Source organism: Candidatus Polarisedimenticolia bacterium, assembly GCA_036001465.1.
GTDB lineage: Bacteria > Acidobacteriota > Polarisedimenticolia > Gp22-AA2 > Gp22-AA2 > Gp22-AA3.
Map to the genome: position 1 here is coordinate 165,659 of DASYUH010000056.1, position 23,508 is coordinate 189,166.

General features: G+C 68.5%; 24 protein-coding genes. All 24 read right to left on the reverse strand.

Going from position 1 to position 23,508, the window contains the following annotated elements:
- Nucleotide 1 precedes the first annotated feature (1 nt).
- A complete protein-coding gene (locus VGV60_11905; protein HEV8701966.1) occupies nt 2–715 on the reverse strand; it encodes a hypothetical protein in 714 nt (237 codons plus the stop codon).
- Nucleotides 712–1,479: a type III pantothenate kinase gene (locus VGV60_11910; protein ID HEV8701967.1), complete on the reverse strand. Its 768-nt coding sequence runs from the start codon at nt 1,477–1,479 to the stop codon at nt 712–714. The genes VGV60_11905 and VGV60_11910 overlap by 4 nt, the downstream gene beginning before the upstream one ends.
- A gap of 16 nt (nt 1,480–1,495) precedes the next feature.
- Complete coding sequence (locus VGV60_11915; GenBank protein HEV8701968.1) at nt 1,496–2,314, reverse strand: biotin--[acetyl-CoA-carboxylase] ligase; 819 nt, start codon at nt 2,312–2,314, stop codon at nt 1,496–1,498.
- The gene (nadC, locus tag VGV60_11920) at nt 2,311–3,162 is read right to left on the reverse strand and encodes a carboxylating nicotinate-nucleotide diphosphorylase (GenBank protein ID HEV8701969.1); all 852 of its coding nucleotides are present in this window, start codon (nt 3,160–3,162) and stop codon (nt 2,311–2,313) included. The genes VGV60_11915 and nadC overlap by 4 nt, the downstream gene beginning before the upstream one ends.
- A gap of 36 nt (nt 3,163–3,198) precedes the next feature.
- Nucleotides 3,199–5,856, reverse strand: a complete 2,658-nt coding sequence (locus VGV60_11925) for a valine--tRNA ligase (GenBank protein HEV8701970.1) — start codon at nt 5,854–5,856, stop codon at nt 3,199–3,201.
- A 63-nt stretch (nt 5,857–5,919) separates the two neighbouring features.
- Complete coding sequence (locus VGV60_11930; protein ID HEV8701971.1) at nt 5,920–7,179, reverse strand: response regulator; 1,260 nt, start codon at nt 7,177–7,179, stop codon at nt 5,920–5,922.
- A complete protein-coding gene (locus VGV60_11935; protein ID HEV8701972.1) occupies nt 7,176–7,682 on the reverse strand; it encodes a chemotaxis protein CheW in 507 nt (168 codons plus the stop codon). Before VGV60_11935 ends, VGV60_11930 begins: the two co-directional genes overlap by 4 nt.
- The gene (locus VGV60_11940) at nt 7,679–8,065 is read right to left on the reverse strand and encodes a chemotaxis protein CheW (GenBank protein ID HEV8701973.1); all 387 of its coding nucleotides are present in this window, start codon (nt 8,063–8,065) and stop codon (nt 7,679–7,681) included. Before VGV60_11940 ends, VGV60_11935 begins: the two co-directional genes overlap by 4 nt.
- 76 nt (nt 8,066–8,141) lie before the next feature.
- Nucleotides 8,142–8,555: a cobalamin B12-binding domain-containing protein gene (locus tag VGV60_11945; GenBank protein ID HEV8701974.1), complete on the reverse strand. Its 414-nt coding sequence runs from the start codon at nt 8,553–8,555 to the stop codon at nt 8,142–8,144.
- Complete coding sequence (locus VGV60_11950; protein ID HEV8701975.1) at nt 8,552–10,243, reverse strand: methylmalonyl-CoA mutase family protein; 1,692 nt, start codon at nt 10,241–10,243, stop codon at nt 8,552–8,554. The genes VGV60_11945 and VGV60_11950 overlap by 4 nt, the downstream gene beginning before the upstream one ends.
- A gap of 1 nt (nt 10,244) precedes the next feature.
- Nucleotides 10,245–11,390: an acyl-CoA dehydrogenase family protein gene (locus VGV60_11955; GenBank protein HEV8701976.1), complete on the reverse strand. Its 1,146-nt coding sequence runs from the start codon at nt 11,388–11,390 to the stop codon at nt 10,245–10,247.
- Between the two features lie 12 nt (nt 11,391–11,402).
- On the reverse strand, nt 11,403–11,945 hold the full coding sequence (gene raiA, locus VGV60_11960; protein ID HEV8701977.1) for a ribosome-associated translation inhibitor RaiA: 543 nt from the start codon (nt 11,943–11,945) through the stop codon (nt 11,403–11,405).
- Nucleotides 11,946–11,975: 30 nt separating this feature from the next.
- Complete coding sequence (rpoN, locus tag VGV60_11965) at nt 11,976–13,436, reverse strand: RNA polymerase factor sigma-54 (protein HEV8701978.1); 1,461 nt, start codon at nt 13,434–13,436, stop codon at nt 11,976–11,978.
- Between the two features lie 17 nt (nt 13,437–13,453).
- Nucleotides 13,454–14,227, reverse strand: a complete 774-nt coding sequence (gene lptB / locus VGV60_11970; protein ID HEV8701979.1) for an LPS export ABC transporter ATP-binding protein — start codon at nt 14,225–14,227, stop codon at nt 13,454–13,456.
- Entirely contained in the window at nt 14,205–16,022 is a 1,818-nt protein-coding gene (locus tag VGV60_11975) for an LptA/OstA family protein (GenBank protein ID HEV8701980.1), read from the reverse strand. Before VGV60_11975 ends, lptB begins: the two co-directional genes overlap by 23 nt.
- Before the next feature lie 6 nt (nt 16,023–16,028).
- On the reverse strand, nt 16,029–16,814 hold the full coding sequence (locus tag VGV60_11980) for an enoyl-CoA hydratase-related protein (GenBank protein ID HEV8701981.1): 786 nt from the start codon (nt 16,812–16,814) through the stop codon (nt 16,029–16,031).
- A gap of 54 nt (nt 16,815–16,868) precedes the next feature.
- Nucleotides 16,869–17,759, reverse strand: coding sequence for a 3-hydroxybutyryl-CoA dehydrogenase (locus VGV60_11985; GenBank protein ID HEV8701982.1), 891 nt, complete (start codon nt 17,757–17,759; stop codon nt 16,869–16,871).
- 42 nt (nt 17,760–17,801) lie between these two features.
- A complete protein-coding gene (locus VGV60_11990; GenBank protein HEV8701983.1) occupies nt 17,802–19,013 on the reverse strand; it encodes an acetyl-CoA C-acyltransferase in 1,212 nt (403 codons plus the stop codon).
- On the reverse strand, nt 19,010–19,795 hold the full coding sequence (locus tag VGV60_11995; GenBank protein ID HEV8701984.1) for an ATP-binding protein: 786 nt from the start codon (nt 19,793–19,795) through the stop codon (nt 19,010–19,012). The genes VGV60_11990 and VGV60_11995 overlap by 4 nt, the downstream gene beginning before the upstream one ends.
- 39 nt (nt 19,796–19,834) lie before the next feature.
- Nucleotides 19,835–20,698, reverse strand: a complete 864-nt coding sequence (locus VGV60_12000) for an RNA polymerase sigma factor RpoD/SigA (protein ID HEV8701985.1) — start codon at nt 20,696–20,698, stop codon at nt 19,835–19,837.
- Nucleotides 20,699–20,701: 3 nt separating this feature from the next.
- The gene (locus tag VGV60_12005) at nt 20,702–21,139 is read right to left on the reverse strand and encodes a helix-turn-helix transcriptional regulator (GenBank protein HEV8701986.1); all 438 of its coding nucleotides are present in this window, start codon (nt 21,137–21,139) and stop codon (nt 20,702–20,704) included.
- Nucleotides 21,123–22,253, reverse strand: coding sequence for a J domain-containing protein (locus tag VGV60_12010; GenBank protein HEV8701987.1), 1,131 nt, complete (start codon nt 22,251–22,253; stop codon nt 21,123–21,125). Before VGV60_12010 ends, VGV60_12005 begins: the two co-directional genes overlap by 17 nt.
- Nucleotides 22,253–22,729, reverse strand: coding sequence for an Hsp20/alpha crystallin family protein (locus VGV60_12015; GenBank protein HEV8701988.1), 477 nt, complete (start codon nt 22,727–22,729; stop codon nt 22,253–22,255). The genes VGV60_12010 and VGV60_12015 overlap by 1 nt, the downstream gene beginning before the upstream one ends.
- The coding region (locus VGV60_12020) for an Hsp70 family protein (protein ID HEV8701989.1) at nt 22,726–23,508 on the reverse strand (783 nt) is incomplete at its 5' end. The genes VGV60_12020 and VGV60_12015, both read right to left, overlap by 4 nt.

Sequence of the window (23,508 nt, forward strand, 5' to 3'; positions counted from 1 at the left end):
ATCAGTCGAACAGCGTCAGGCGTGGCAGGGCGCAGACTTCGCGGATCCTTCGCGCCTCGTGCAGCCGTCTCGTCCGGTCACGAGCCTCGGGCGTCATCCGCCCGAGGGCCGGACCGACGCCCGCCGGCGAGGCCCGCTCGATGCTCCCGAGCGTCTCCGGTGGAAGCGTCGCCCGGGCGGCCGCGAGCGTCTCGTCATCGAGCCGGCGCAACTCCTCCTCCAGCCCCCGCGGATCGAAGACGCCGCCGCGGATCTCCTTGCGCAGCCTCTTGAGCTCCGAGACGACGCGCGCCAGCCCGCTCACGAGGGGATCGCGTCCCGCCCCAGAGGCCACCGCCATGGCGGAGCGCAGCTGGCGCTGGAGCCTGCCCAGGTGCCGGGCGACCGCGGCGGTTCCGGAGGCGTCCGGAACCGCCGTCGGTGGCCGACCCGCCTCGACGGCATGCACCATCTGGTCGATTTCGTTGAGCGATGCGACCTCCTGCCGGCAGTAGGACAGCGAGTTGATGCGCCGGCCCTTCGCGGACCGCCGCTCGAATGCGTCGAAGACGTTGCGGATGGATTGGAGAACCACGCGCAGCGGGATCCCCGCGGCTTTCCACTCGGCGATGAGGTTCCAGTCACGCGGCGACAGGAGCATCGCCGCCCCGCGACGACGGACGAACTCCTCTTCGATCGACTGGAAGTAGGGGTCAGGAGCCTCGTCCGCGCTCATCGGTTCCGTTCGTAGATGAGGCGCAGCCCCTCCAGAGTCAGGTTGGGGTCGAGATCGTCCAGGAACGTCTTGAGCTCCGTCTCGAGCGGCGCCACCAATCCGCCCGTGCCGATGGTGCGCACCGGCGGGGTCATTTCCCGGCGCATCTTCTCCAGGATTCCCTGGACCAGAGCGACATAGCCGTGGAACAGGCCGGCCTGGAGACTGTGGGTCGTATTGCGGCCAATGACGGCCGGGGGACGCCTGATGTCGACGCGCGGCAGACGCGCGGCACGCTCGAACAGCGCCTCTGCCGAGATCGACAGGCCCGGGGCGATGGCGCCTCCCAGGTACTCGCCCTTCGCGGAGATGGCGTCGAACGTGGTCGCCGTTCCGAAGTCGACCACGATCGCGGCGCTCCGGCAGCGCTCGAACGCGGCCACGCCGTTGACGATCCGGTCGGCCCCCACTTCCTGGGGATTGTCGTACAGGATGGGCATCCCGGTCTTCACGCCCGGCTCCACGAAGAGAGGCTTCATCTTGAAGTAGGCGCGCGCCATCGCCTCCAGGACGCCGTTGAGGGGGGGAACGACGGAGGCGATGATCAGGCCGTCGATCTCGGACGCTTCAATCGAGGCCAGGGACAGAAGGTTGCGGGAGAGGATCCCGTATTCATCCACCGTCCGGTCGCGGACGGTCGTGAGGCGCCAGTGCGCGACCAGGCGGGTCGTCTCGAAGACCCCGAGCACCGTGTTCGTGTTGCCGACGTCCATGACCAGGAGCATGCCGCCTCCTCCGGGACTAGGACCAGTAGGACTGGACGATTTCACCGAACGGCACGCGCCGCGGCGCGCCCTCCCCGGTCCCGTCGAGGAGGAGCGCTCCTTCCTCGTCCACCCCCGCCACGGTCCCTTCGCAGCGCCCGGAGGGACCGTCGACGGTGACTCTGCGGCCGCGCGGGATCGCCGACATGGACTCCCATTCCTGGAGCAGATCCGCGCTCTGCCCCCGCAGCACGGCCCCGTAACGTCGCTCGAACCCCTCCAGGATCGCCGCCAGGACGGGGGCCCGATCCACCGGGGTTCCGAGCTCGATCCGGGCCGAGGTGGCGCGCTCGCCGAGGGAGCCGAAATCACCCGGAGCCTGGTTGACGTTCACTCCGATGCCCATCACCATGTCCCGGATGCGAGGGCTCGATCCGCGGCTCTCCGCCAGGATTCCGGCGATCTTCCGGCGCCCGACCACGACGTCGTTCGGCCATTTGATGCCGGCCTGCACGTGGCATGAATCGCGCAGCGCCGCGGCGACGGCGACCGCCGCGGTGAACGTGAAGAGAGGGGCCCGGGGGGCGGGAACCTCCGGCCGAAGGATGAGCGACACATAGATGCCCATCCGGGGCTGCGAGCTCCAGGTCCGGTCGCGCCGTCCGCGTCCGCTCGTCTGCTCCTCCGCGAGGACGATGACCCCCTCCGGCTCCCCCGCCGCCGCGAGGTCCAGGGCGCAGTCGTTCGTCGATCCGATGGTCGGATAGTAGACGATGCGATGTCCGAAGACGGCGGAGCGCAAGTGCCTCTGCAGGGAGGCGGGCGTGAGAGAGGAGGCCGCCGGGTCGAGGCTCACAGCGGCTCCAGGTCGAGCGCCAGATCCACGGCACGCACGGAATGGGTGAGCGATCCGAGGGAGATCCGGTCCACGCCGAGAGCGGCCAGGGTCGGGACATCGTCCTCCCGGACTCCGCCGGACACCTCGAGGAAGGCCCGGCCGCGCGCGAGGGCAACGGCCCGGCTCAGCGTCTCGCGGTCCATGTTGTCGAGCAGGATGGCGTCGGCCCCGGCATCGAGAGCCTCCTGGACCTCGCCCAGTGTGGAGGCCTCGACTTCCATGCCGGTCGCGCCGGCCGCCTCGCCCTTCAGGCCCTGCCGCGCGCGGCGCAGCGCGGGTCCCACTCCTCCCGCCAGGCGGCTGTGGTTGTCCTTGATGAGGATCGCGTCGTAGAGGCCGCTGCGGTGGCTGGTCCCGCCGCCGCTGCGCACGGCGTACTTGTCGAGCGCCCGCAGCCCCGGGGCCGTTTTCCGCGTGTCCGAGATCTGCACGCGCGCTCCGCCGAGCCGCGCGACGGCCCGCCGCGTCGCCGTGGCGATGCCGGACATCCGCTGCAGAAAATTGAGCGCCGTCCGTTCACCCGCGAGGATCGCGCGGGCCTGCCCCTCGACCATCGCAATCGATTCTCCCGGCGTCCGCGCCTCGCCGTCCCGGCAGTCCTCCCGGAACCCCAGGGCGGGATCCAGCTGCCGGAAGACCTCGCGCGCGACCGGCAGGCCCGCCACGATCAGGGGTTCCCGCGCCACGAGCGTGCCCCTCGCCCGGACGCCCGGGTCGATCACGAGGCGCGACGTGAGGTCTCCCGGGCCCAGATCTTCCTCGATGGCCGCGCGCACGGTGCGACGCACGATCTCCGGATCCAGCATGGATGATCGGATTCTCCCACACGCTTCGGAACGCGGTCAACCGAGCCGCAGAGACTCGACGGTGGCGGTGAGGCGGTCGATCGTCTCCTGCAGCTCGCGGTGGATGCGGCGGGCCTTGGCGACGGCCTCGGGCTTGGCCTTGCCGACGAACTCGGCGTTGCCGAGCTTGCGCGCGTGGGCTTCCCTCTCCTTCATAAGCTTGTCGATTTCACGCAGGAGCCGGCGCTTCTCGTCTTCGAGGTCGAGGACGCCGGCGAGGGGGACGGCCAGGTCGAGGCCCGGGACCACGGCGCGCGCCGCCGGTCCCAGGGCCGTCAGATCGGGCGCCGCTTCCACCGACTCCAGGCGCCCGAGGGAGGCGATCGTCGCCGCGTTTCCGGCGATCACCTCCCGCGCCTCCCGGTCGTGCGCCCGGTATCGGAGGGGCAGCCGGCGGCCCGGGTCGATGTTCAATTCGGCGCGGATGTTGCGGACCCGGACGACGACCTCCATGATCCGCTCGATCTCCCTCTCGGCCCTTTCGTCGATCAGGCCGGGATCGGGCGCCGGATAGGGGGCGAGGGCGATCGTGTCCCCCCGATGCGGAATCCTCTGCCAGAGATCCTCGGTCAGGAAGGGCATCACAGGATGGAGGAGCCTCAGGACGGCGTCCAGGACGTGCAGCAGGACGGCCCGGGCGCGCTCCGCATCGGCGGGATCCGCTCCGGGCTGCAGGTTCGGCTTGGCGATCTCGAGGTACCAGTCGCAGTACTCGTGCCAGAGGAACTGGTACAGGGTGTTGGACATCTCGTCGAAGCGGAAGGTTCCGAGGCTGGCCTCCACGCTCAGGGCGAGACGCGACAGACGGCTGAGAATCCACCGATCGGCCACCGACAGGCGGTCGCGGGCCGGCAGGGACGGAGGGGACGTCCCCGTCTCCCCGCCTCCCCGGTTCAGGAGGACGAAGCGCGCCGCGTTCCAGATCTTGTTGGCGAAGGCGCGGTATCCCACCATGCGCTCCTCCGCGAGCGGGAGGTCGGATCCCGGGGTGGCCATCGCGGCCAGGGTGAAGCGGAGCGCGTCGGCGCCGTAGCGATCGATGAGTTCGAGGGGATCGACGACATTGCCGCGGGTTTTGGACATTTTCTGCCCTTCGGCGTCGCGCACCAGCCCCGTGATGTAGACGCGGCGGAACGGCACCTCGCGCATGAAATGGAGGCCCATCATGATCATCCGGGACACCCAGAAGAACAGGATGTCGAATCCCGTGACCAGGACGGTGGTCGGATAGTAGCGCCTCAGGTCCGCCGTCGGCTCGGGCCAGCCCAGCGTGGAGAACGGCCACAGGCCGGACGAGAACCACGTGTCCAGGACGTCCGGATCCTGCCGCAGCTCCCGACCGCCGCAGCGCCGGCAGATGGAGGGAGCCTCCCGCGCCACGTGGATCTCGGCGCACGTGCCGCAGTGCCAGGCGGGGATCTGATGTCCCCACCAGAGCTGCCGCGAAATGCACCAGTCGTGAATCTTCCCCATCCACTCGTTGTAGCTGTTGACCCAGTACGGCGGCGTGAACGTCACGCGCCCATCGGCCACGGCCCGCATCGCCTCCTCCGTCAGGGGCTGAACGCGGACGAACCACTGGGTCGAGAGATAGGGCTCGATGACGGTATGGCAGCGCTGGCACCGGCCGACGTTGTGCAGGTGGTCCTGCACGGAGACCAGGTGGCCGCCGGCCTTGAGATCCTCGATCACGAGGCGCCGCGCCTCGAACCGATCGAGGGAGCGGTAGCGCTCCGGGACGTTCTCGTTCATCCGCCCCTGGTCGTCCATCACCACCCGAGGCGGCAGACCGGTGCGCCGGGCCGCTTCGAAGTCGTTCGCATCGTGTGCCGGCGTGATCTTCACCGCCCCGGTACCGAACTCCTTGTCCACGAAGGAGTCGGCGACGATCGGAATCTCGCGCCCGGACAGGGGCAGGACGACACGGCGCCCCACCATGGACCGGTAGCGTGCGTCGTCCGGGTGCACGGCGACCCCGGTGTCGCCGAGCATGGTCTCGGGACGGGTGGTCGCGACGTCGATCCCCCCTCCGCCGCCGACGAACGGGTAGCGCACGGTGTACAGGTGTCCCTGGGTCTCCTGCGGGATCACCTCCAGGTCGGAGATGGCGGTCCGGCACCCCGGGCACCAGTTGACGATGTACTTGTCGCGGTAGATGAGCCCGGCCTCATGCAGCCTGACGAAGGCCTCCCGGACCGCCCGGGACAGCCCTTCATCCATGGTGAACCGTTCGCGGGTCCAGTCACACGAGCACCCGAGCCGCTTGAGCTGGCCGATGATCGCCCCCCCGTATTCCTCCTTCCATCGCCAGACCCGCCTGACAAACTCCTCGCGACCGAGTGACTCGCGGCTCGATCCCTCGCTCTGGAGCTGGCGGTCCACCACCATCTGGGTGGCAATGCCCGCGTGGTCGGTCCCCGGCAGCCACAGAACGTCGTCTCCTTTCATCCGCCGCCAGCGGGCAAGAATGTCCTGGAGCGTGTTGTTGAGGGCGTGTCCCATGTGGAGGCGGCCGGTGACGTTCGGGGGTGGAATGACCATGGAGAACGGAGGGCGGGCGGAGCCGGCACGCGCCGTGAACACACCCAGCCGCTGCCAGTGGTCATACCAGCGGGTCTCGATCGTTCCTGGTTCGAACGCTTTCTCGAATTCCATGTTCGTTCCGATTCGTGCGTGCGGGATCCGGGGGGAGCGGCCGGGCGGGCGGAGGCCCTGGGGCTATCCTGAGTGGCTGTCCTCCAGCTCCTTGATCCGGCGTCTGACCAGCGTTTCCGCCACGCCGGGGACCACCTCCCAGGCAATTTCACGCACGACCCGGTCGGCCAGGCGCTCGACGACCCGGTCGGCGATCAGATCGATCATCTCCGGGGTCAGGGCGACGCCCTTGCCGGCCACCGTCGGCGCCATGGGTGTCGGCGACGGTGCCGGCGGGGTCGAACCCGTACCGGCGTCCGGCCCTTCGCCGGCGGACAGGTCGTCCATCGACTGCCAGGTTTCGGCGGGAGGCGCTTCCGGAGGGGGAGTCCAGGCAGGCCCCTCGTCCTCCCCGGCCGTCGCGGGCCCGCCGGCCGGCACCTCGTCGACGAGGTCGAACTCCTGCTCGAACGATCCGTGGAACGCATCCTCCGTGCCCAAGGCGCCCGAAGCCGCCCCGATCGCGCCCCCCGCTGCCTTTGCGTGGTCTCCGCGCGACCGCGCGGCCTCATCGCGCCTCAGGCTCCGGGTCGTTGCCGATTCCGGATCATCGAAGCGATCGGGGACGACCTCTCCGTCCATGCCGGCCGCCATGCCGAGGTCCGCGAAGCCGACGTAGGATCCGCCGGCGGCCGGATCGGGCGGCGCCATGGCGGGGTGCGGACGCGTGCCCTCCTCCCGATCCTCCGCCTCGCGATCCGGCGCATGGGCGGAATAGGGCGGCAGGGCGGGGGCCAGCGGGGAGGGCGGGAGCACCGATTCCCCTGGCGCGGGTGCGTCCGGCCCCGGCGTGGAGGCGGTCGGGGCCGGATGCGACGCGCGCAGGCCGTCGGCCGCGCGGCCCGGATCGACGTGGTAGATGTCGCCCCCCGAAATGATGTCCATCTGTCCCCCCTGATCATCGGTGGAGACGGCGGGGGTTGCCGCGATCAGCTCCTCGACCTTTCCCACCAGCACCTGGGACTCGAAGGGCTTGGTCACGTGGCCGTTCGCCCCGGCCGCGTCGGCCCTCTTCTTGTCGAAGGGCTCGAACGTTCCGGTCAGCAGGAGGACGGGAATCCCCCGGGTCGAGGGATTGCGCTTGAGCTGTTCGCACACCTCGTAGCCGTTCTTTTCCGGCATGATGACGTCGAGCAGCACGATGTCGGGGCGCGTCTCGGCCACTTTCTTTATCGCCTGACCGCCGGTGCTGACGCAGATCACCCTGTAGTCGGCCTCGGAGAAGGTCAGCTCCACGACCTTCTGGATGGTGATGCTGTCGTCGGCCAGCAGGATCGTCTTCACCGGCTATCCTCCACGGCGCGCGGCGGACCCGCCGCCGGCACGCCCAATGACGCGAACAGCGTTCCCGGATCGAGGACAATGACCGAGTCCTCGTCCCGGCGCACGACATCGCTCACGAATTCCCGGTTCACCGCCCAGCGACCATCGTGCCCCTGATCGGAAAGGGCAACGCGCCCGGCCTGTTCCATCAGGTCCACCCGATCGCCGAGGAGTCCCAGCCTGGCCTCGCCCCAGTCACAGACGATCAGATGTTCCCCGGGCGCCTCCGTCCGTTCCATCCGGGACGGGGCCGGCGTCGACCAGAATGGGCCGAACAGCCGTAAATCGTAGACCGGCAGGGCCACTCCGCCGAGGAGGGCGACGCCGCTCACGAACGTGTGGCTTCCCGGCACCGGCACGACCGGCGGGCACTCCACGACCTCTCGCACCACGCCCAGAGGCAGCGCCGCCTCGGCCCCTCCGACCTGGAAGCGGATGAGCCAGGAGACGCCGGGCCGGCTCACAGCATCCCGTCCTGGTCCAGGACGAGACGAGGGGACGGCCCGTCGGAGAACACCCCGCGGAACACGTGTCCCGGCCTCGCGAAGATGAAGGGCGGCAGGGGGGCGATGTCGGTGGCCGGGACCTCCCGGATCGCCTCGGTCCCGTCCACCGGAACGAGCGCGCGGCTTCGGGAGCCCTCGAGGAGCAGGTACACAGGGGCGCGCCCCTGCGGCTCGCCGGCCGCGGCGTGCAGATCGATCAACCGAAGGCGCTCGCCGCGGAACACGGCCTCGGCCTCGTCCACGTGAAGATCCGCCTCCTGGGCCGGGTCGAGAATCCGCCTCACGGCATCGGCCTGGACCGCATAACGTGCCTGACCCACGCTCACCATGAGGAATTTCATAGTCCTCGGCAAAAACTAGCCCAAAGGAACCACCCTGTCAAGGAAACCAAGGCCGGAAGCGGCCGAAAGGTGGTCCTCAGCGGCGCCGCGGAGGGACGTTTTCCGTCACCCAGTCGATGAACTCCTGAGTGGTCGTCCCCGGGGTGAAGATTTTCCGGATGCCCGATTCGTGGAGCCCCGGCATGTCCTCCTCCGGAATGATCCCCCCCCCGAACACCACGATGTCCTCGCTCTTCCTGGCGGCGAGCAGCTTCATCACTTTGGGGAAGATGGTGTTGTGCGCCCCCGAAAGGAGCGACAGGCCGATGCCGTCCACGTCCTCCTGCACGGCCGTCGCCACCACCATCTCCGGAGTCTGGTGCAGCCCCGTGTAGATGACCTCGAAGCCGGCGTCTCTCAGGGCGCGGGCCACGATCTTCGCCCCTCGATCGTGGCCGTCCAGCCCCACCTTGCCGATCAGGAGCCGGACACGCCGCCCGCCCGGGCTCACAGATGCACCCGGCCTTCCTGGTAGACGGAGAAGACGGTCTTCAGCGTCTCGCAGATCTCGCCGACGGACGCGTAGGCCCGCACCGCCTCGAGGATCTCCGGCATCAGGTTCACTTTGCCCCGCGCCGCCTGCTCCAGGCGGCGCAGGCCCTCGGCGTGGCGCCGGGCGTCCCTTCCGCGACGCACGGAGAGCAGGCGGTCCACCTGGGCGCGCTCGACCTCCGGTCCGATCTTCAGGAGGGTCGCCCTCATCGTGTCCCCTTCGACGTAGCGATTGACGCCGACGACGATCTTCTCGCCCTGGTCGACCTGTTTCTGATAGAGATACGAGGCCTCGGCGATCTCGCGCTGGGGGTAACCCTGCTCGATGGCCGGCACGATTCCGCCCATCGCATCGATGGAGCGGATGGACTCCCAGGCCTCCGCCTCCAGGCGATCGGTGAGCGACTCGACGAAATACGACCCCGCAAGTGGATCGACCGTGTTGGCCACCCCGCTCTCTTCCGCGATGATCTGCTGGGTGCGCAGCGCGATGCGGGCCGAGTCTTCGGTCGGCAGCGCCAGGGTCTCGTCCAGGGCGTTCGTATGCAAGGACTGGGTGCCACCCAGAACCGCCGCCAGGGCCTGAATGGTGACCCGGACCACGTTGCCGTACGGCTGCTGCGCCGTCAGGGAGCACCCGGCCGTCTGCACGTGCGTGCGCAGCATCCAGGAGCGCGGTGATCGGGCGCGGAAACGGTCGCGCATGATCGTGCACCACATCCTACGGGCCGCCCGCAGCTTGGCGATCTCCTCGAAGAAGTCGTTGTGGGAATTGAAGAAAAACGAGAACCGGGGCGCGAACGCGTCGACGTCCTGCCCGGCGTCGATGCAGGCCTGCACGTAACCGGCGCCGTCGGCAAGCGTGAACGCGAGCTCCTGCGCCGCGGTCGATCCGGCTTCGCGAATGTGGTAGCCGCTGATCGAGATGGTGTTCCATTTCGGAACCCGCGCCGTGCAGAAGCCGACCATGTCGGTGATGATGCGGATCGACGGCGCAGGGGGGTAGATCCACTCCTTCTGCGCGATGTACTCCTTGAGGATGTCGTTCTGAACCGTCCCCTCGAGCTTGTCGAGGGGCACTCCCTGCTTCTCCGCCACGGCAAGGTACATGGCGAGGATCACCGCCGCCGGCGCGTTGATCGTCATGGACGTCGAGACCTTGTCCAGGGGGATGCCCCTGAACAGGACTTCCATGTCGGCCAGCGTGTCGATCGCCACCCCCTCGCGCCCGACCTCCCCGTCCGACAGCGGATCGTCGGAGTCACGCCCCATGAGGGTCGGCAGGTCGAAAGCCACCGACAGGCCGGTCTGGCCGTGTTCGAGCAGGTAGTGGAAGCGGCGGTTGGTGTCCTCGGCGGTCCCGAATCCCGCGAACTGGCGCATGGTCCACAGGCGTCCCCGGTACAGTGTGGGCTGGACGCCGCGCGTGAAGGGGGGCTCGCCCGGAAAGCCAAGACGCGTCGCCGGGTCCCAGTCCTTCAGGTCCTCGGCCGTGTACAGACGCTCGATCGGCAGGCTGGACACGGTGGTGAAGGTCGCCCGCCGCTCCGGCCTCGTGCCGAGCGCGCGGTGCAGCGTGCTCTCCTCCCAGTCGCGCCGCGTGCGCGAGCCCTGCGCGGCCGTCCGGGTGGCGTTCTTCGGCTTCATGTCAACCCTCTTTCAGGATCTCTTTCGAGATCACCAGCCGCTGGACCTCCGACGTCCCCTCGTAGATTTCGGTAATCTTGGCGTCCCGGAACAGGCGCTCGACGGTGTACTCGTTGATGTAGCCGTAGCCGCCGTGGATCTGCACGCCCTCCTTCGCCGCTCGCATGCAGGCCTCCGAGGCGAACAGCTTGGCCATGCTGGTCTCGAGCGAACACCGGTCCTGGTTGTCCCGCGCCCAGGCGGCGCGGTACGCCAGCAGGCGCGCCGCGTCGATCTCGGTGGCCATGTCGGCCAGCTTCCACTGGATCGCCTGGAAGTCGGCGATCGGACGGCCGAAGGCCTCCCGGTTCCGGCTGTACGACAGCGACTCCTCGAGCGCCGCGGTGGCGATGCCGATCGCCTGCGCCGCGATGCCGATGCGTCCCCCGTCGAGCGTCGCCATGGCGATCTTGAACCCCTCGCCCTCCTGTCCGAGGAGATTGTCGACGGGGACCTCGCATCCGTCGAGGACGATTTCGACGGAACCGGAGCAGGTGATGCCCATCTTGTGCTCCGGCTTGCCGAGACGCAGGCCGGGGAACCCCCTCTCCACGATGAAGGCGCATATCCCCTTGTGCCGGAGCGCCGGATCCAGCGTCGCGTACACGACAAAGGTGTGCGCCGCCACGCCGTTCGTGACGAAGACCTTGCTGCCGCTCAGGACGTAGACATCCCCCTTTCGTCTCGCGAGCGTCCGCAGCGCCCCGGCATCCGAGCCGGCCTGCGGCTCGGTCAGGCAATAGGCACCGATCCGTTCTCCGCGCGCGTGGGGAACCAGGTATTTCTGCTTCTGCGCCTCGCTGCCGTGGCGCAGCAGGGGGGCGCAGAACAGGGAGTTGTTCACCGACAGGATGACGCCCGTCGAGGCGCAGGCCCGCGACACCTCTTCGATCCCGATGACGTAGGACACACCGTCGAAACCCGCTCCCCCGTACGCCTCAGGCACCATCATGCCGCACAGGCCCAGCTCGGCGCAGCGCTCGTAATTGTCGTGGGGGAATTCCCGCGACCGGTCGAAGCCCGCGGCGCGCGGCTTGAGCACCTCATCGGCGAAAGCGCGCACGGTTTCGCGCAGCATCTCCTGCTCGCGGCTCAGCGTGAAATCCATGTCCCCGGGCTCCTAGGTCTCCGGCTCGATGAGGCCGAAGTGTCCGTCGCGGCGCCTGAAGATCACGGAGACCTGCTGCGAGTCGGCGTCGCGAAAGACGAAAAACGGATGCGGAGAGTCCTGCATGAGCAGCAGCGCCTCCTCCACCGACATCGGCTTCACCGGGACGCGCCCCATCGGAACGACCGCCGGCCCGTCGGACTCGAGGCGCGCCGGGACACCCTCGACCGGAGCGGGTTCCGGCGCCTCCCGCGGCCCGCGCCGCTTCCGTCCGCGGGCCCACTTCTCATGGTGCTTGCGTCCCTGCGCCAGGATGCGATCGATGGCCTCCGCGAGGGCGTCCCGCATGACGGCCCCTTGGCCGCGGGCGGTGAGCTTGCCGGCCCGGGCCCGGACCAGGATCTCGATCCGGTGGCGGTGCTTTTCCCGTGTCAGGATCACATGGATGTCGGGGCTCTCGTGCAGGATCCGCTCGAGCTTCGACAGTTTCTTCTCGGCGACGGACTTGAGGTCCGACGTCAGGTCCACCTTGCGTCCCGTGAACACAATCGTCATCGTCCACCCCACCCGGAATCAGGCCGGGCCTCAGTTGAACCCCTGGCGCCTTTCGTTGGACGAAGGGATGCGCAGCTCCTCACGATACTTGGCCACCGTCCGCCGCGCGATCCGCAATCCCTCGTTGCTCAGAATCTGCACGATGGCCGCGTCGGAGAGCGGCCGCTGCGGGTCTTCCTCCCCCACCACTTTCTTGATGCGCTCCTTGACGGTCAGCGAGGAGACGTCCTGCCCCTGCGTGGAGCTGATCCCCGAATGGAAGAAGAATTTCATCTCGTAGAGCCCGCGGGGCGTGTGCATGTACTTGTGATTGACCACCCGGCTGACGGTCGACTCGTGCATCCCGATGTCGTCCGCAACGTCCTTGAGGATGAGCGGCCGGAGATGCTCGTAGCCAAAGTCCAGAAAGCCCTGTTGGTGCTTGACGATGCTTCGGGCCACCTTGTAGATGGTGCGCTGGCGCTCCTCCAGGCTCTTGATGAGCCGGAAGGCGGAACGGAATTTCTCGCGCACGTATTCGCGGGTCTCCTTCGTCACGTCGGCGTTGTTCCGGTCGATCATCCGTCTGTAGAACGAGCTGATTCGCAGGCGGGGCAACCCCTCCTCGTTGAGGACGATGGTGTAGCCTTTGTCCACTTTGAGGACGTACACGTCGGGGATGACGTAGTTGTTGCTCCCGGCGTTGTATTTCTTCCCGGGTTTCGGATCGAGGTGCCGGATCGTATCGACGTAATGCATCACCTCGTCCAGGCTGCATCCGAGAGCCTGCGCCAGCTCCTTGAACTTCCGGCCTTGCAGCAGGCCCATGTGATCCCGCACGATGACCTCGGCCGGCGTGCCCTCCATGTCGTGGAACGAGAGCTGGATCAGGAGACACTCCTTGAGATCGCGCGCTCCCACCCCGGGGGGATCGAGCTCTTGCACGATGTGCAGCGCCCGCTCGACCTCCTCCATCGGGTAGGGCCCCATGGCGGCGATCTCGTCGAGCGAAGCCCCCAGGTAGCCCGCCTCGTCGAGGTTGCCGACGATGGCGCGGGCGATCTCCTTCTGCCGGTCCGGGACGACGCCCATGTCGAGCTGCCAGAGCAGATGGTCGGCCAGGCTCTGCGGCTTGCTCAGGATGTTCTCGAGCGGCGGCGCCTCGATCTCCTCGGATGGGGCCTGCGGCCTGTAGCTCAAATCCATGTAATCCTGGAAGTAGGACTCGTAGTCGATCTCTTCGAACGAGTCGCGCTCGGCGTCTTTCTCGGGCGCTTCCGGCGCGTCGCTTTCCTGCTGGGGGAGCGCCTCCGCGGGCTCCCCGTCCGCCTTCTCCGGCTCCGTGGTCCCATCCTGCAGCTCTTCCAGGAGCGGGTTCTCCGTGAGCTCCTGGGTGATCTCCCCCTGCAGCTCGAGCTTCGTCATCTGCAGCAGCTTGATCGCCTGCTGCAGCGACGGCGTCATGATCAGCTTCTGCGTCATCCGCAGATTGAGCTTTTGCTCGAGTGCCATGTCGGGTTCCTCGCCCTTCAGTCCGCCGGGAACGCGGTCGGGGGGGCCTCGGCAGGCTCGCGATCGACGAGCCGGAAATTGGCCCCCAGGTAGATCTCCCGCACTTGCGGATCGGCCGCCAGCTGGTCCGGGCTGCCCTTCCGGAAGATCCGCCCCTCGGCAATGATATACGCCCGGTCGGTGATCCGGAGAGTTTCCTGGACGTTGTGATCGGTCATCAGGATGCCGATCCCCTTCGCCTTCAATTGATAGATGATCCTCTGGATATCCGCAACCGCAATCGGGTCGATCCCGGAAAAAGGCTCGTCCAGGAGCATGAACGACGGGGAAATGACCAGGGCCCGGGCGATTTCGGCGCGCCGGCGCTCGCCGCCGGACAGGTTGTAGGCCGGGCTGCGGGCCAGGTGGCGGATCTTGAGCTCGTCCAGGACCGCCGAGGTGCGCTGCCGGATCTCCTCGCGAGGCATGTCCAGGGTCTCCAGGATGGCGATCAGGTTCTCCTCGACGGTCAGCTTGCGGAAGATCGACGGCTCCTGGGGCAGATAGCTGATGCCGCTGCGCGCTCTCAGGTACATCGGGAGGCGCGACACGTCGTGGCCGCCGAGGAGGATCCGTCCGGCATCCGGCTGCACGAGCCCCACGACACAATAAAAGGTGGTCGTCTTGCCGGCGCCGTTTGGCCCGAGAAGCCCGACCACTTCGCCGCTCTGGATGTGCAGTGAAATGTCGCGGATGACGGGCCGCCCGCGGTAGCTCTTGGTCAGCCCCTCAATGCTTAATTTTCGGCTCAACCGGCTGAACGTCCTTGGCTTCTGGCTTGAGGGTGATCCAGGTCCGACCGCCGCGCGCGGACTCGGTCAGAATCCTATCCCCCGCCAGATCGAATGTCAACGTCCGCCCGCGCAGGGTGCGGCCTGTGGCCGCGTCGACGACCTCCGCCAGGCCGCCGTCGTCCTCGAGGATGAGCAGGTCGGGACCCGCCTGGTACAGGGCCGTTCGCGCGGTCCCGAAGCTCTGGGCCTTCTTGATCGCCACGGAGCCGCGCGCCTCGATACGGTCCAGGACCCGGCTGCCGTCACGCTCCGCCAGGAAGGCGTCCATGGCGTCGGCCGTGAGGACGGCGTCCTCACGCGTCAAGCGGACGTTGTCGCGATAGCGACCGACCCCCTGCGCGTCGTCCAGCACGAGGCTGCTGGCCGTGATCGCCGTGACCACCGGCCTGGCGGACGAGCCCCCGGGCTTCGCCGGGCGCGCGGTGAACCGCCCCATGACGTTGCCGGTCGCCTGCAGCTGGCGCGCCGCGCGGTCGATGACGATTTCCTCCCCCTGCAGGCTGTTTCCCTCCTGCCAGACCCGCGCCGCGCCGCCATAGACTGCCCGGTCCGCCTTCTGATCGACCGCGAGCGTGCGCGCCTGGAAGGAGATCGGGGAGCGGGGGGCAAATCCGGGAGCGCCGGGAGCCCCGGCGGGGCCCGGCTGGGACACCGTCCGCACGTCGCCGCGCGCCTGCAGGGCCCGGCCGCCGACCGTGACGTCGATCTCCTGCGCGGCGATCCGATCGGTGGCCGTCATGAGGACGGGATCCCCCCTGAGCTCGACCCGATCCTCTGCGGCCCGGTAGCGGGCCGAGCGGCTGCGCGACGTGATGGCTCCCGAGGTCACGCGGCAGTTGCCGGATGCCTCGGCGGTCCTGAGGGCGCTTTTCGGCCCGCCGAACTCGGCCGCCAGGCTGTCGGCCCGCATCTCGTTGACTTCGCCGCCGGGTCCCGGCGCGCCGGTCGCGACCACGTCGCCAAAGGCGTTCATCTGGCGGACCAGCTTGCGCGACTCGTCGAACTGCACCTTGAGATAGTTGCCGTACAGCACGTCCCCGCGGCTTTCCATCCGGACGTTGTCCGTGAAGACCGCGGTGTTGCGCCCGAGGGAGGCCACCAGATCTCCGGAGCTGATGCGGATGGGCCCGCCGGTCCCTTCCGTTGCGATCCGAAGGACCACGCGATCGGGAATCTTGATCTGGCGCTCCGCGACCAGGTAGTTCATCCCCCGTCCCTCGCCCTCGAGCCCTCCGACACTGAAGGCGATGTCGTCGGCGGTGAAGATCATGTCGCGGTCGTTGTCGTAGAACAGTGTTCCGGTGCGCAAGGACAGGCCCTCGTCCACCCCTTCGACCGTCACGTCACCCGAGAGACGGGCGCGGCGCTCGGCGGCATCGAACTGGCCCTCCAGCCCCGAGACGGTCACCTGTCCCCCTCGCCCGTCATGGATGGTCAGCCGGACGCCCTCGAGGAGCTTGCGGTCGCCCGCGAACCCCGTGACGCTCTTCGCCCGCAGCGTGAACGCCGGACGCCCCTCGCGGCTGCCGTTGACTTCGAATTCGTCGGAGCGATCGACAACCGGTCCCTGCTGCGCGGGGGTCGCGGAGGCCGGCGCCATGGTGATCTCGGTCTGCGGCGACCCGCGCCGCCCGTAGCTCATGACCACGGCGAGGACGAACCCGGCCAGGACCATCAGCACCAGGACACGCAGGACCAGGACGGCGCGAAGCGGCCGCCAGTGGATCCGCGGGGCCCCCTGTGTCCCGGCCATGTCCCCTCAGCGCCCCTTGAACGACGGCTTGCGTTTTTCCATGAACGCACGCGTCCCCTCGCGCATGTCCTCGGTCGCGCAGCACAGGCCGAACAGCGTGGCCTCGGTGGACGACCCTTCCGCGAGGCCCATCTGCAGTCCCTCATGCACGGCCTGCAGCACGTAGCGCAGGGCGACGGGCCCGCGCAGGAGAAGGGTCCGGGCCAGCGCCTCCGCCGCCGCCTGCAGCTCCGCCTGCGGCACGACGCGGTTGACCAGCCCGATGCGGTGCGCCTCGCGGGCGTCGATCGGATCGCCCGACAGGAGCATCTCGAGAGCCCGGCCGGCTCCGACGAGACGGCTGAGGCGCTGCGTCCCTCCGTAGCCCGGGATGATCCCGAGCGCCACTTCGGGCTGCCCGAGCTTGGCGGTCTCGGCCGCCAGGCGCAGCGTGCAGGCCATCGCCAGCTCCAGCCCTCCGCCCAGGGCGTACCCGTTGATGGCGGCGATCGACGGCTTGCCGAGGCGCTCCAGGCGCTCCAGGACGCCCTGGCCGCGGCGGGCGTACGCCGCTCCCTCCACGGGGGTCTGGGAGGCGAGCTCGAAGATGTCCGCGCCGGCCACGAACGCCTTCTCCCCCGCGCCCGTCACGATGAGAACGCCCACCGCCGCGTCGTCGCCGGCCGCCGCCACCGCCTGATCGATCTCCGCCATCGTCTGCCGGTCGAGCGCGTTCAGCTTCTCCGGCCGGTTGATCGTCAGCCTCGCGATGCCGCCGTGGCTTTCGTACAACACCCGGTTCGAGCCGCCCATGCTCTCGTTCCTCCTTCGCGGGGCCCGTCCAGGGGCGTGTCCGAGGACAGGCTCCTAGCGCTGGGTCAGAAAATCATTGGGCCGGGGCGGCTCGCTGCCATAGTCGTAGAACCCCCGACCGGTCTTGCGCCCGTGAAACCCCGCGAGCACCATGCGCTTCATCAGGGGCGGCGGCGCGAACCGCCTCTCGCGGAACTCGTCGAACATGATATCGGCAATGTAGTACGTCGTATCGATGCCGACCAGGTCCAGAAGGGTGAGAGGACCCATCGGATGGCCGCAGCCGAGCTTCATCCCCTGGTCGATGTCGGTGATGCCGCCGACCCCCTCCTCGAGGGCGCGGATGGCGTCGAGGATGTAGGGCACGAGCAGCCGGTTGACGATGAAGCCGGTGCGGTCGAGCGTGCGGACGGGGACCTTCCCGAGGCTCTTCGCGAAGCCGAGCACGGCCTCCTCGATCCCCGGCTCGGTCTGGATGGTCCGGATCACCTCGACCAGCTTCATGAGGGGGACCGGATTGAAGAAATGCAGGCCCACGAAGCGCTGCGGCCGCTGGGTGGTCACTGCCATCTCGGTGATCGACAGCGACGACGTGTTGCTGGCGAGGATCGCCTCCTTCTTGAGGACGCGCTCGAGGCGCCCGAAGGCCTCCTTCTTGGCCCCCAGGTTCTCGATGACCGCCTCGATCACGAGGTCGCAATCCTTCAGGCTGTCATAGTCGGTCGTGCCCGAGAGCCGTGACAGGGCGGCATGCTTGTCCTCCGGTCGCACCTTCCCCTTCGCCACGCCCGCGGCGAGGAACTGATCGATCCGCTTGAGGCCGGTCTCCAGGAGCTCCCGGGTCACCTCCAGGACCGTGGTCGTGTAGCCGGACTGCGCTGCGACCTGGGCGATGCCCGATCCCATCAGTCCGCACCCGAGGACGCCGACCTTCTTGATCTCCATCGTGTCACCTCCGGCCCGGGCACCGCCCCGGGCGTATCGATCCTACCGTTGGGCGGGCGGGATCGCCTCGACCACGATGGCGATCCCCTGGCCGCCGCCGATGCAGGCGCTGGCGATCCCGTACCGGCCGCCGCGCCGCCTCAACTCGAGGAGAAGCGTCAGGACCAGGCGCGTGCCGGTCGCTCCCAGGGGGTGGCCCAGCGCGACCGCCCCTCCATTGACGTTGACGCGCTCCCGATCCAGGCCGAGCTCCTTCTCCACCGCCAGGTATTGCGCCGCGAACGCCTCGTTGATCTCGAACAGGTCGATGTCGCCCAGGGACAGCGAGGCGCGATCGAGCGCCTGGCGGATGGCGGGGACGGGTCCGATGCCCATGATGCGCGGGGGCACGCCCGCCACGCCGTAGGTGATCACCCGGCCGAGCGGTTCCGCGGAAAGCGTCCGCGCCGCCTGCGGGGAGGCCACGATCACCGCGGCGGCGCCATCCACCATTCCCGACGCATTGCCTGCGGTCACGTAGCCCTTGCCCTGGAACGCCGGTGCGAGCTTCGCAAGCCCCTCGAGCGTGGTGTCGGGCCGGGCATGGTTGTCCTCCAGCACGGTGATCTCACGGCCGCGGTCGCGCACGGTCACCGGCACGATTTCATCCCGGAACGTCCCGGCCCGGGACGCCGCCGCCGCGGCCTGCTGGCTCCTGAGGGCGTAGCGGTCGGCCTCCGCCCGCGTGATCCCCCGCTCCTGCGCCAGGTTCTCCGCCGTCTGCGCCATGGTGTATCCGCAGTGGGTGTCGAGGAGCCCGACCAGGAGAGCGTCCTCGAGGGGCGCGTGCCCCATCCGCAGACCGGCCCGCATCCCGCGCACCACGTGCGGGGCCTGCGTCATGTTCTCCATGCCGCCGGCCAGGACCACGGCCGCTTCATCCAGGGCGACGAGCGAGGCGGCCGTGACCACGGACTGGATCCCCGACCCGCACAGGCGGTTGAGGGTGAGAGCCGGCACGGATTCCGGGAGCCCCGCCTTGAGGGCGACGTGCCGCGCCCCGTACATCGCGTTGGCGCTCGTCTGCATGGCGTTCCCGTAGACCACGTGATCGATGGAAGCCGGATCGGCCCCCGCCCGCCTCAGGGCCTCGCGCGCGGCCGCCGCTCCCAGCTCGACCTCGCTCACCTCGCGGAAGTGGGTGTTGAGCTCCGCCATCGCGGTGCGGGCTCCCGCCACCACGACCGCCGCGAAGATCGGGGGGCGCCGCGTCATGCGTGCCCCCCGGGGCGGGCGCCGCGGTCCGGAAGGCGGTGATGGTCGGCCCGCTTGATCATCTGGCGGAAATCCTGCGCCTCGAGCCGGACCACGTGGCACATTTCCTGGAGGCGGGAGTGGACGCGCGGCCCGATTCGGTCCTTCAGTGTCGGCCCGCGTCCGCCCGCGGCGTCATCCACGTAGTTCGTGGTCACCAGGGTGGACCGCTTTTCGTTGTAGCGCGTCGTCACGATGTGCGACAGCGTCTCCTCGAGCCAGGGGCTGAACTGTCTCCCGCCGAGATCGTCGAGCAGGACGACCTCGGTCTGCAGGACCGGCTGCAGGAGCTCGAGCTCGCTCATCCCGGACTGGCGATCGAACGTCGCCTGGAGCTGCCGGAGAAGGTCCTGGACGTCGCAGAACAGGCAGGGCACGCCCTTGTCGATCGCCAGCCGTCTCAGGATGGCCACGGCCAGGTGGGTCTTGCCCACGCCGGGCGGCCCGAGGAGCATCAGCCCGCGATCGCTCAGGGGGTATTCCTCCGCGAAGCGCTCGGCCGACGTCCGGGCGCCGTGCAGCGACAGCTGGTGCGGCGGGATGGCGTCGAAATTCTCGAACTCGCAGTCGTGATAGCGCTTCGGGATGCGCGCCGCCTGCACGAACTCGCTCACGCCCGCGGGCCGTCCCTGGGACTGGGCGCGGCAGGCGCAGGCCCGCGCGCGCGTCGCCCCGCCCTCATCGATGAGGACGAAACCGGTGCCGCCGCAACGAGCGCATGCGCCGCCATCGCCTTCGATCATGGAGGTCCCTCCCGGAACCGGGAACCCGCACAGGCGCCGTCAGTTCAGATAGCCCTGCAGCTGCTGGCATTTCTGCGAGCGGTTCAGCTTCTCCAGGGCCTGCGCCTCGATCTGCCTGATGCGCTCGCGCGACAGCCCCATCATCTCGCCGATCTCCTTCAGCGTCTTCGGCTCCCCTTCTTCCAATCCGAAGCGCAGCCGCAGGACCTTCTGCTCCTTGGGGTCCAGCTCACCCAGACACGCATAGAGATGGTCCTTCAGGGACGATCGCAGAAGCGCCATGTCGGCCGGAGGGATCACATCCTGCTCGAGCTTGTCCGACAGGTGGAATTCGTGCTCCTCGTCGATGACGGTCGAGAGCGAGACATTCTCGTCCGCGACCTGGAGCAGGCTCGTGACCTCCTCGACCGGAATCTCGAGCTTGGCCGCGATCTCGTCCGGAGTCGGGTTCCGCTCCAGGTCGAGCGTCAGCTGCGAGATGGTCTTCCCGATGCGATACAGGAGGTTGGCTTGCTTCTGCGGGAGCCGGAACGCGCCGCTCTGGTCCGACAGCGCGTGGATGATCGCCTGACGCACCCACCAGACCGCATAGGTGATGAACTTGACGTTTTTCTTCGGATTGAACCGCTTCGCCGCCTCGATCAGTCCGATGTTGCCTTCGTTGATCAGGTCCAGGAAGGAGAGCCCGCAATTGCGGTACTTCTTGGCGAAACTGACGACGAACCGGAGGTTGGCCTCGACCAGCTTGCGGAGGGCCTCCTTGTCCCCCTTCTGGATCCGGTCCCCGAGGACCTTCTCCTCGTCGGGGGTGATGCGCGGCAGCTTGGAGATCTCCTGGAGGTACTTCTTCAGCGTCTCGGATGAGGCCGCGCTTCGTTTCCCGGCTGCCCGTTCCTCTTCCACCCGTCACCCCTTGTCGGTTTTGGTCGTGCGTGAGGCGGCGGCGACCTTCACCAGCGCCCGTGACGATTCGATCGGGCCCTCCTGCCCCCTGCGGCCGATCTCCTGGCGCACCTCCGAGATGAATCGATCCATGTCCTCCTGCATCGACTCGATCCGGCGGCGGAGGTTCATGATGATTTCGACGCCGGCGAGATTGACGCCCATCTCCCGGGTCAGGCTGAGGATGAAGGACAGACGCTCGAGGTCGTCCTCCGAGTAGAGCCGCGTGTTGCCCTGCGTCCGGGATGGCTTGACCAGACCCTCGCGCTCATACAGGCGGAGCGTCTGGGGGTGCACTTCGAAGCGCTCGGCCACGACGCTGATCATGTAGTACGACTTGTTGTCCCGGCGCTTCTCCTTTCCCGAACGGCGCCGGGCGCGGCCTTCAGGTCCGGATGCCACGGCGCAACTCCTCGCCCGGATGCAGCGCGCCGAGATCTCTCAGCAACTGCCGGGATCGCTCATCGTTCGCGCGCGGCGTGACAACGTGGACCTCCACGTACTGATCACCGCGGCCCGATCCGCGCAGGAGCGGTGCCCCCTTGCCGCGCAGCCTGAACTTCTGGCCGCTTTCCGTGCCCGGCGGGACTTTGATGCTGGCCCATCCGTCCACCGTCGGGACCTGGATGCGGGATCCCAGTGACGCTTCCGTAACCGAAACGGGCACGGAGCAGTGAATGTTATCACCAATCCTCTTGAAGAAGGGATGCGTCCCCACCTGCGTCACGATGAACAGATCCCCGTTCGGTCCGCCATGCCGTCCGGCCCGCCCCTTCCCCGGCACGCGGACGCGTGATCCGCTGTCGACCCCGGGCGGAATGTGGACTTTGATGGTCTCGCGCCGTTTCAGCACGCCGGTTCCCGCGCAGTTCCCGCACCCCTCCGAGCCGAGGGTCCCCTGGCCGCCGCACCGCCGGCAGGTCGAGGCGAACCGCAGGACCCCGGAGACGTGGCTGATCCGGCCGGTGCCGGCGCAGTCCGGGCAGGGCCGCCTGTTGCGTGTGGGCACGGTGCCCGACCCATGGCAACGCGGGCAGGGCGATTCGACATCGAGAGTCGTCTCGATGGTCTTGCCGCGCAGGGCGTCGAAGAAATCGATCGGAACGGTCTGCGTGATATCCGCGCCCGCCCGGGGCGCGTCTCTCTCCTGCGTTTCGGAGGCGTGGCGCCCGAAGATCTCGGAGAAGAAGCTGGAGAATCCCGGAGAGGAGACGCCCAGATCCCCGAGGTCGAAGTCCATGTCGACGCCCGCGCCGGCGGGACCGCCGGGGCCGCCCCGATGGAATGGCCCGCCGGCGGCGCCGGTCCCGTATTGCAGCTCCAGGTCGTGCTTCTTGCGTTTGTCGGAGTCCGACAGGACGTCATAGGCCTCCGAAATCTGCTTGAAGCGCTCTTCGGCCCGTTGGTCGCCCGGATTGAGGTCGGGGTGGTGCTTGCGCGCCAGGCGACGATAGGCCTTCTTGATGTCGACCAGGCGCGCCTTGCGGTCGACCCCCAGGACCTCGTAGTAATTCATCACCCGGGCTCCTGCACCTTGATCGATCGGACGCGAGTGCCGGTGGACCGCGGGAGAAAGACCTCGAGGACCCCCAGGTGGACCCTCGCGTCGACCCGGTCTCCCGCCACGGGAGCCGGCAGGGAGAAGGTACGCGAGAAGGAGCCGCACGGCCTCTCGATGCGCAGCGCCGAGCGCGCCTCCTTCTCCCGTTCGCGCCGTCCCTTGACCGTCACGATCGCCCCCTCGACCTTGATCTGGAGGTCCTCGCGGCGCACGCCGGGAACCTCGGCCGTCAGCACGAAGCCCTCGCGATCCTCGCGCACGTCCACCGGCGGAATCCAGGCGGCCAGATCGTCCGACGAGAGACCGCCCCGGCCCTGCACCGATTCGAGGAGCTGGTTCAGGCGTTCCTTGAGGGCGATCAGATCGCGGAGCGGATCCCAGGACTTCGCCGCGGGGCCGCGGCGCGGCGGCCGGCCGGATCGGGCGCTCATTTCTTGGGCTCGTCGACGTCGACGAACTCCGCGTCGATCACGTCGCCGTCTTTGCCCCCCCCGCCGGCGGATCCGCCTTCCGGTTGCCCCCCCGCGGACTCGGCGCCGCGGGAGGGGCCGGCCGCGCCCGCCCCGACCTTCTGGTACAGCAGCTCGGCCAGGTGATGCGAGGACTTGTCGAGCTTCTGGAGCGCCTCCTTGATCCGATCGGCGCCCCCTTCCGTGACCGCCTTCTTGACGTCCTCGACGGCGGCCCGGATGCTCCGTTCGTCGTCGGCCGACACCTTGTCCCGGTTCTCCTCCAGGAGCTTCTCGACCTGGTACACGCGAGCGTCGGCGGCATTGCGGGCCTCGATCTCCTCCCGCTTGCGCTTGTCCTCTTCCGAGTGGGCCTGGGCCTCCTTGACCATCTTGTCGATGTCGTCCTTGGCCAGGGTCCCCTGCCCGCTGATGGTGATTTTCTGCTCCTTCGACGTCGCCAGGTCCTTGGCCGAGACGTTCAGGATGCCGTTGGCGTCGATGTCGAACGACACCTCGATCTGCGGCACCCCCCGCGGAGCTGGCGGCAGGCCTTCCAGGAGGAAGGATCCCAGGAGTCGATTGTCCCGCGCGAACTCACGCTCGCCCTGGTAGACCTTGATGTCCACCGCCGGCTGGTTGTCGGCCGCGGTGGAGAAGACCTCCTTCTTGGTGGTGGGAATCGTGGTGTTGCGCTCGATGAGGCGGGTCATCACGCCGCCCAGGGTCTCGATTCCCAGGGAGAGCGGGGTGACGTCCAG

Excerpts from the sequence above, each read along its gene's own strand:
- VGV60_11995 (HEV8701984.1), bottom strand. The coding sequence starts at position 19,795 with ATGATCGAAGGCGATGGCGGCGCATGCGCTCGTTGCGGCGGCACCGGT.
- VGV60_12010 (HEV8701987.1), bottom strand. The coding sequence starts at position 22,253 with ATGAATTACTACGAGGTCCTGGGGGTCGACCGCAAGGCGCGCCTGGTC.
- VGV60_11910 (HEV8701967.1), bottom strand. The coding sequence starts at position 1,479 with ATGCTCCTGGTCATGGACGTCGGCAACACGAACACGGTGCTCGGGGTC.
- VGV60_11990 (HEV8701983.1), bottom strand. The coding sequence starts at position 19,013 with ATGACGCGGCGCCCCCCGATCTTCGCGGCGGTCGTGGTGGCGGGAGCC.
- VGV60_11950 (HEV8701975.1), bottom strand. The coding sequence starts at position 10,243 with ATGAAGCCGAAGAACGCCACCCGGACGGCCGCGCAGGGCTCGCGCACG.
- VGV60_11980 (HEV8701981.1), bottom strand. The coding sequence starts at position 16,814 with ATGGGCGGCTCGAACCGGGTGTTGTACGAAAGCCACGGCGGCATCGCG.
- VGV60_11925 (HEV8701970.1), bottom strand. The coding sequence starts at position 5,856 with ATGGAATTCGAGAAAGCGTTCGAACCAGGAACGATCGAGACCCGCTGG.
- raiA (HEV8701977.1), bottom strand. The coding sequence starts at position 11,945 with ATGACGATTGTGTTCACGGGACGCAAGGTGGACCTGACGTCGGACCTC.
- VGV60_11975 (HEV8701980.1), bottom strand. The coding sequence starts at position 16,022 with ATGGCCGGGACACAGGGGGCCCCGCGGATCCACTGGCGGCCGCTTCGC.
- VGV60_12015 (HEV8701988.1), bottom strand. The coding sequence starts at position 22,729 with ATGAGCGCCCGATCCGGCCGGCCGCCGCGCCGCGGCCCCGCGGCGAAG.
- VGV60_11905 (HEV8701966.1), bottom strand. The coding sequence starts at position 715 with ATGAGCGCGGACGAGGCTCCTGACCCCTACTTCCAGTCGATCGAAGAG.
- nadC (HEV8701969.1), bottom strand. The coding sequence starts at position 3,162 with ATGCTGGATCCGGAGATCGTGCGTCGCACCGTGCGCGCGGCCATCGAG.
- VGV60_11940 (HEV8701973.1), bottom strand. The coding sequence starts at position 8,065 with ATGAAATTCCTCATGGTGAGCGTGGGTCAGGCACGTTATGCGGTCCAG.
- VGV60_11955 (HEV8701976.1), bottom strand. The coding sequence starts at position 11,390 with ATGGATTTCACGCTGAGCCGCGAGCAGGAGATGCTGCGCGAAACCGTG.
- VGV60_11985 (HEV8701982.1), bottom strand. The coding sequence starts at position 17,759 with ATGGAGATCAAGAAGGTCGGCGTCCTCGGGTGCGGACTGATGGGATCG.
- rpoN (HEV8701978.1), bottom strand. The coding sequence starts at position 13,436 with ATGGCACTCGAGCAAAAGCTCAATCTGCGGATGACGCAGAAGCTGATC.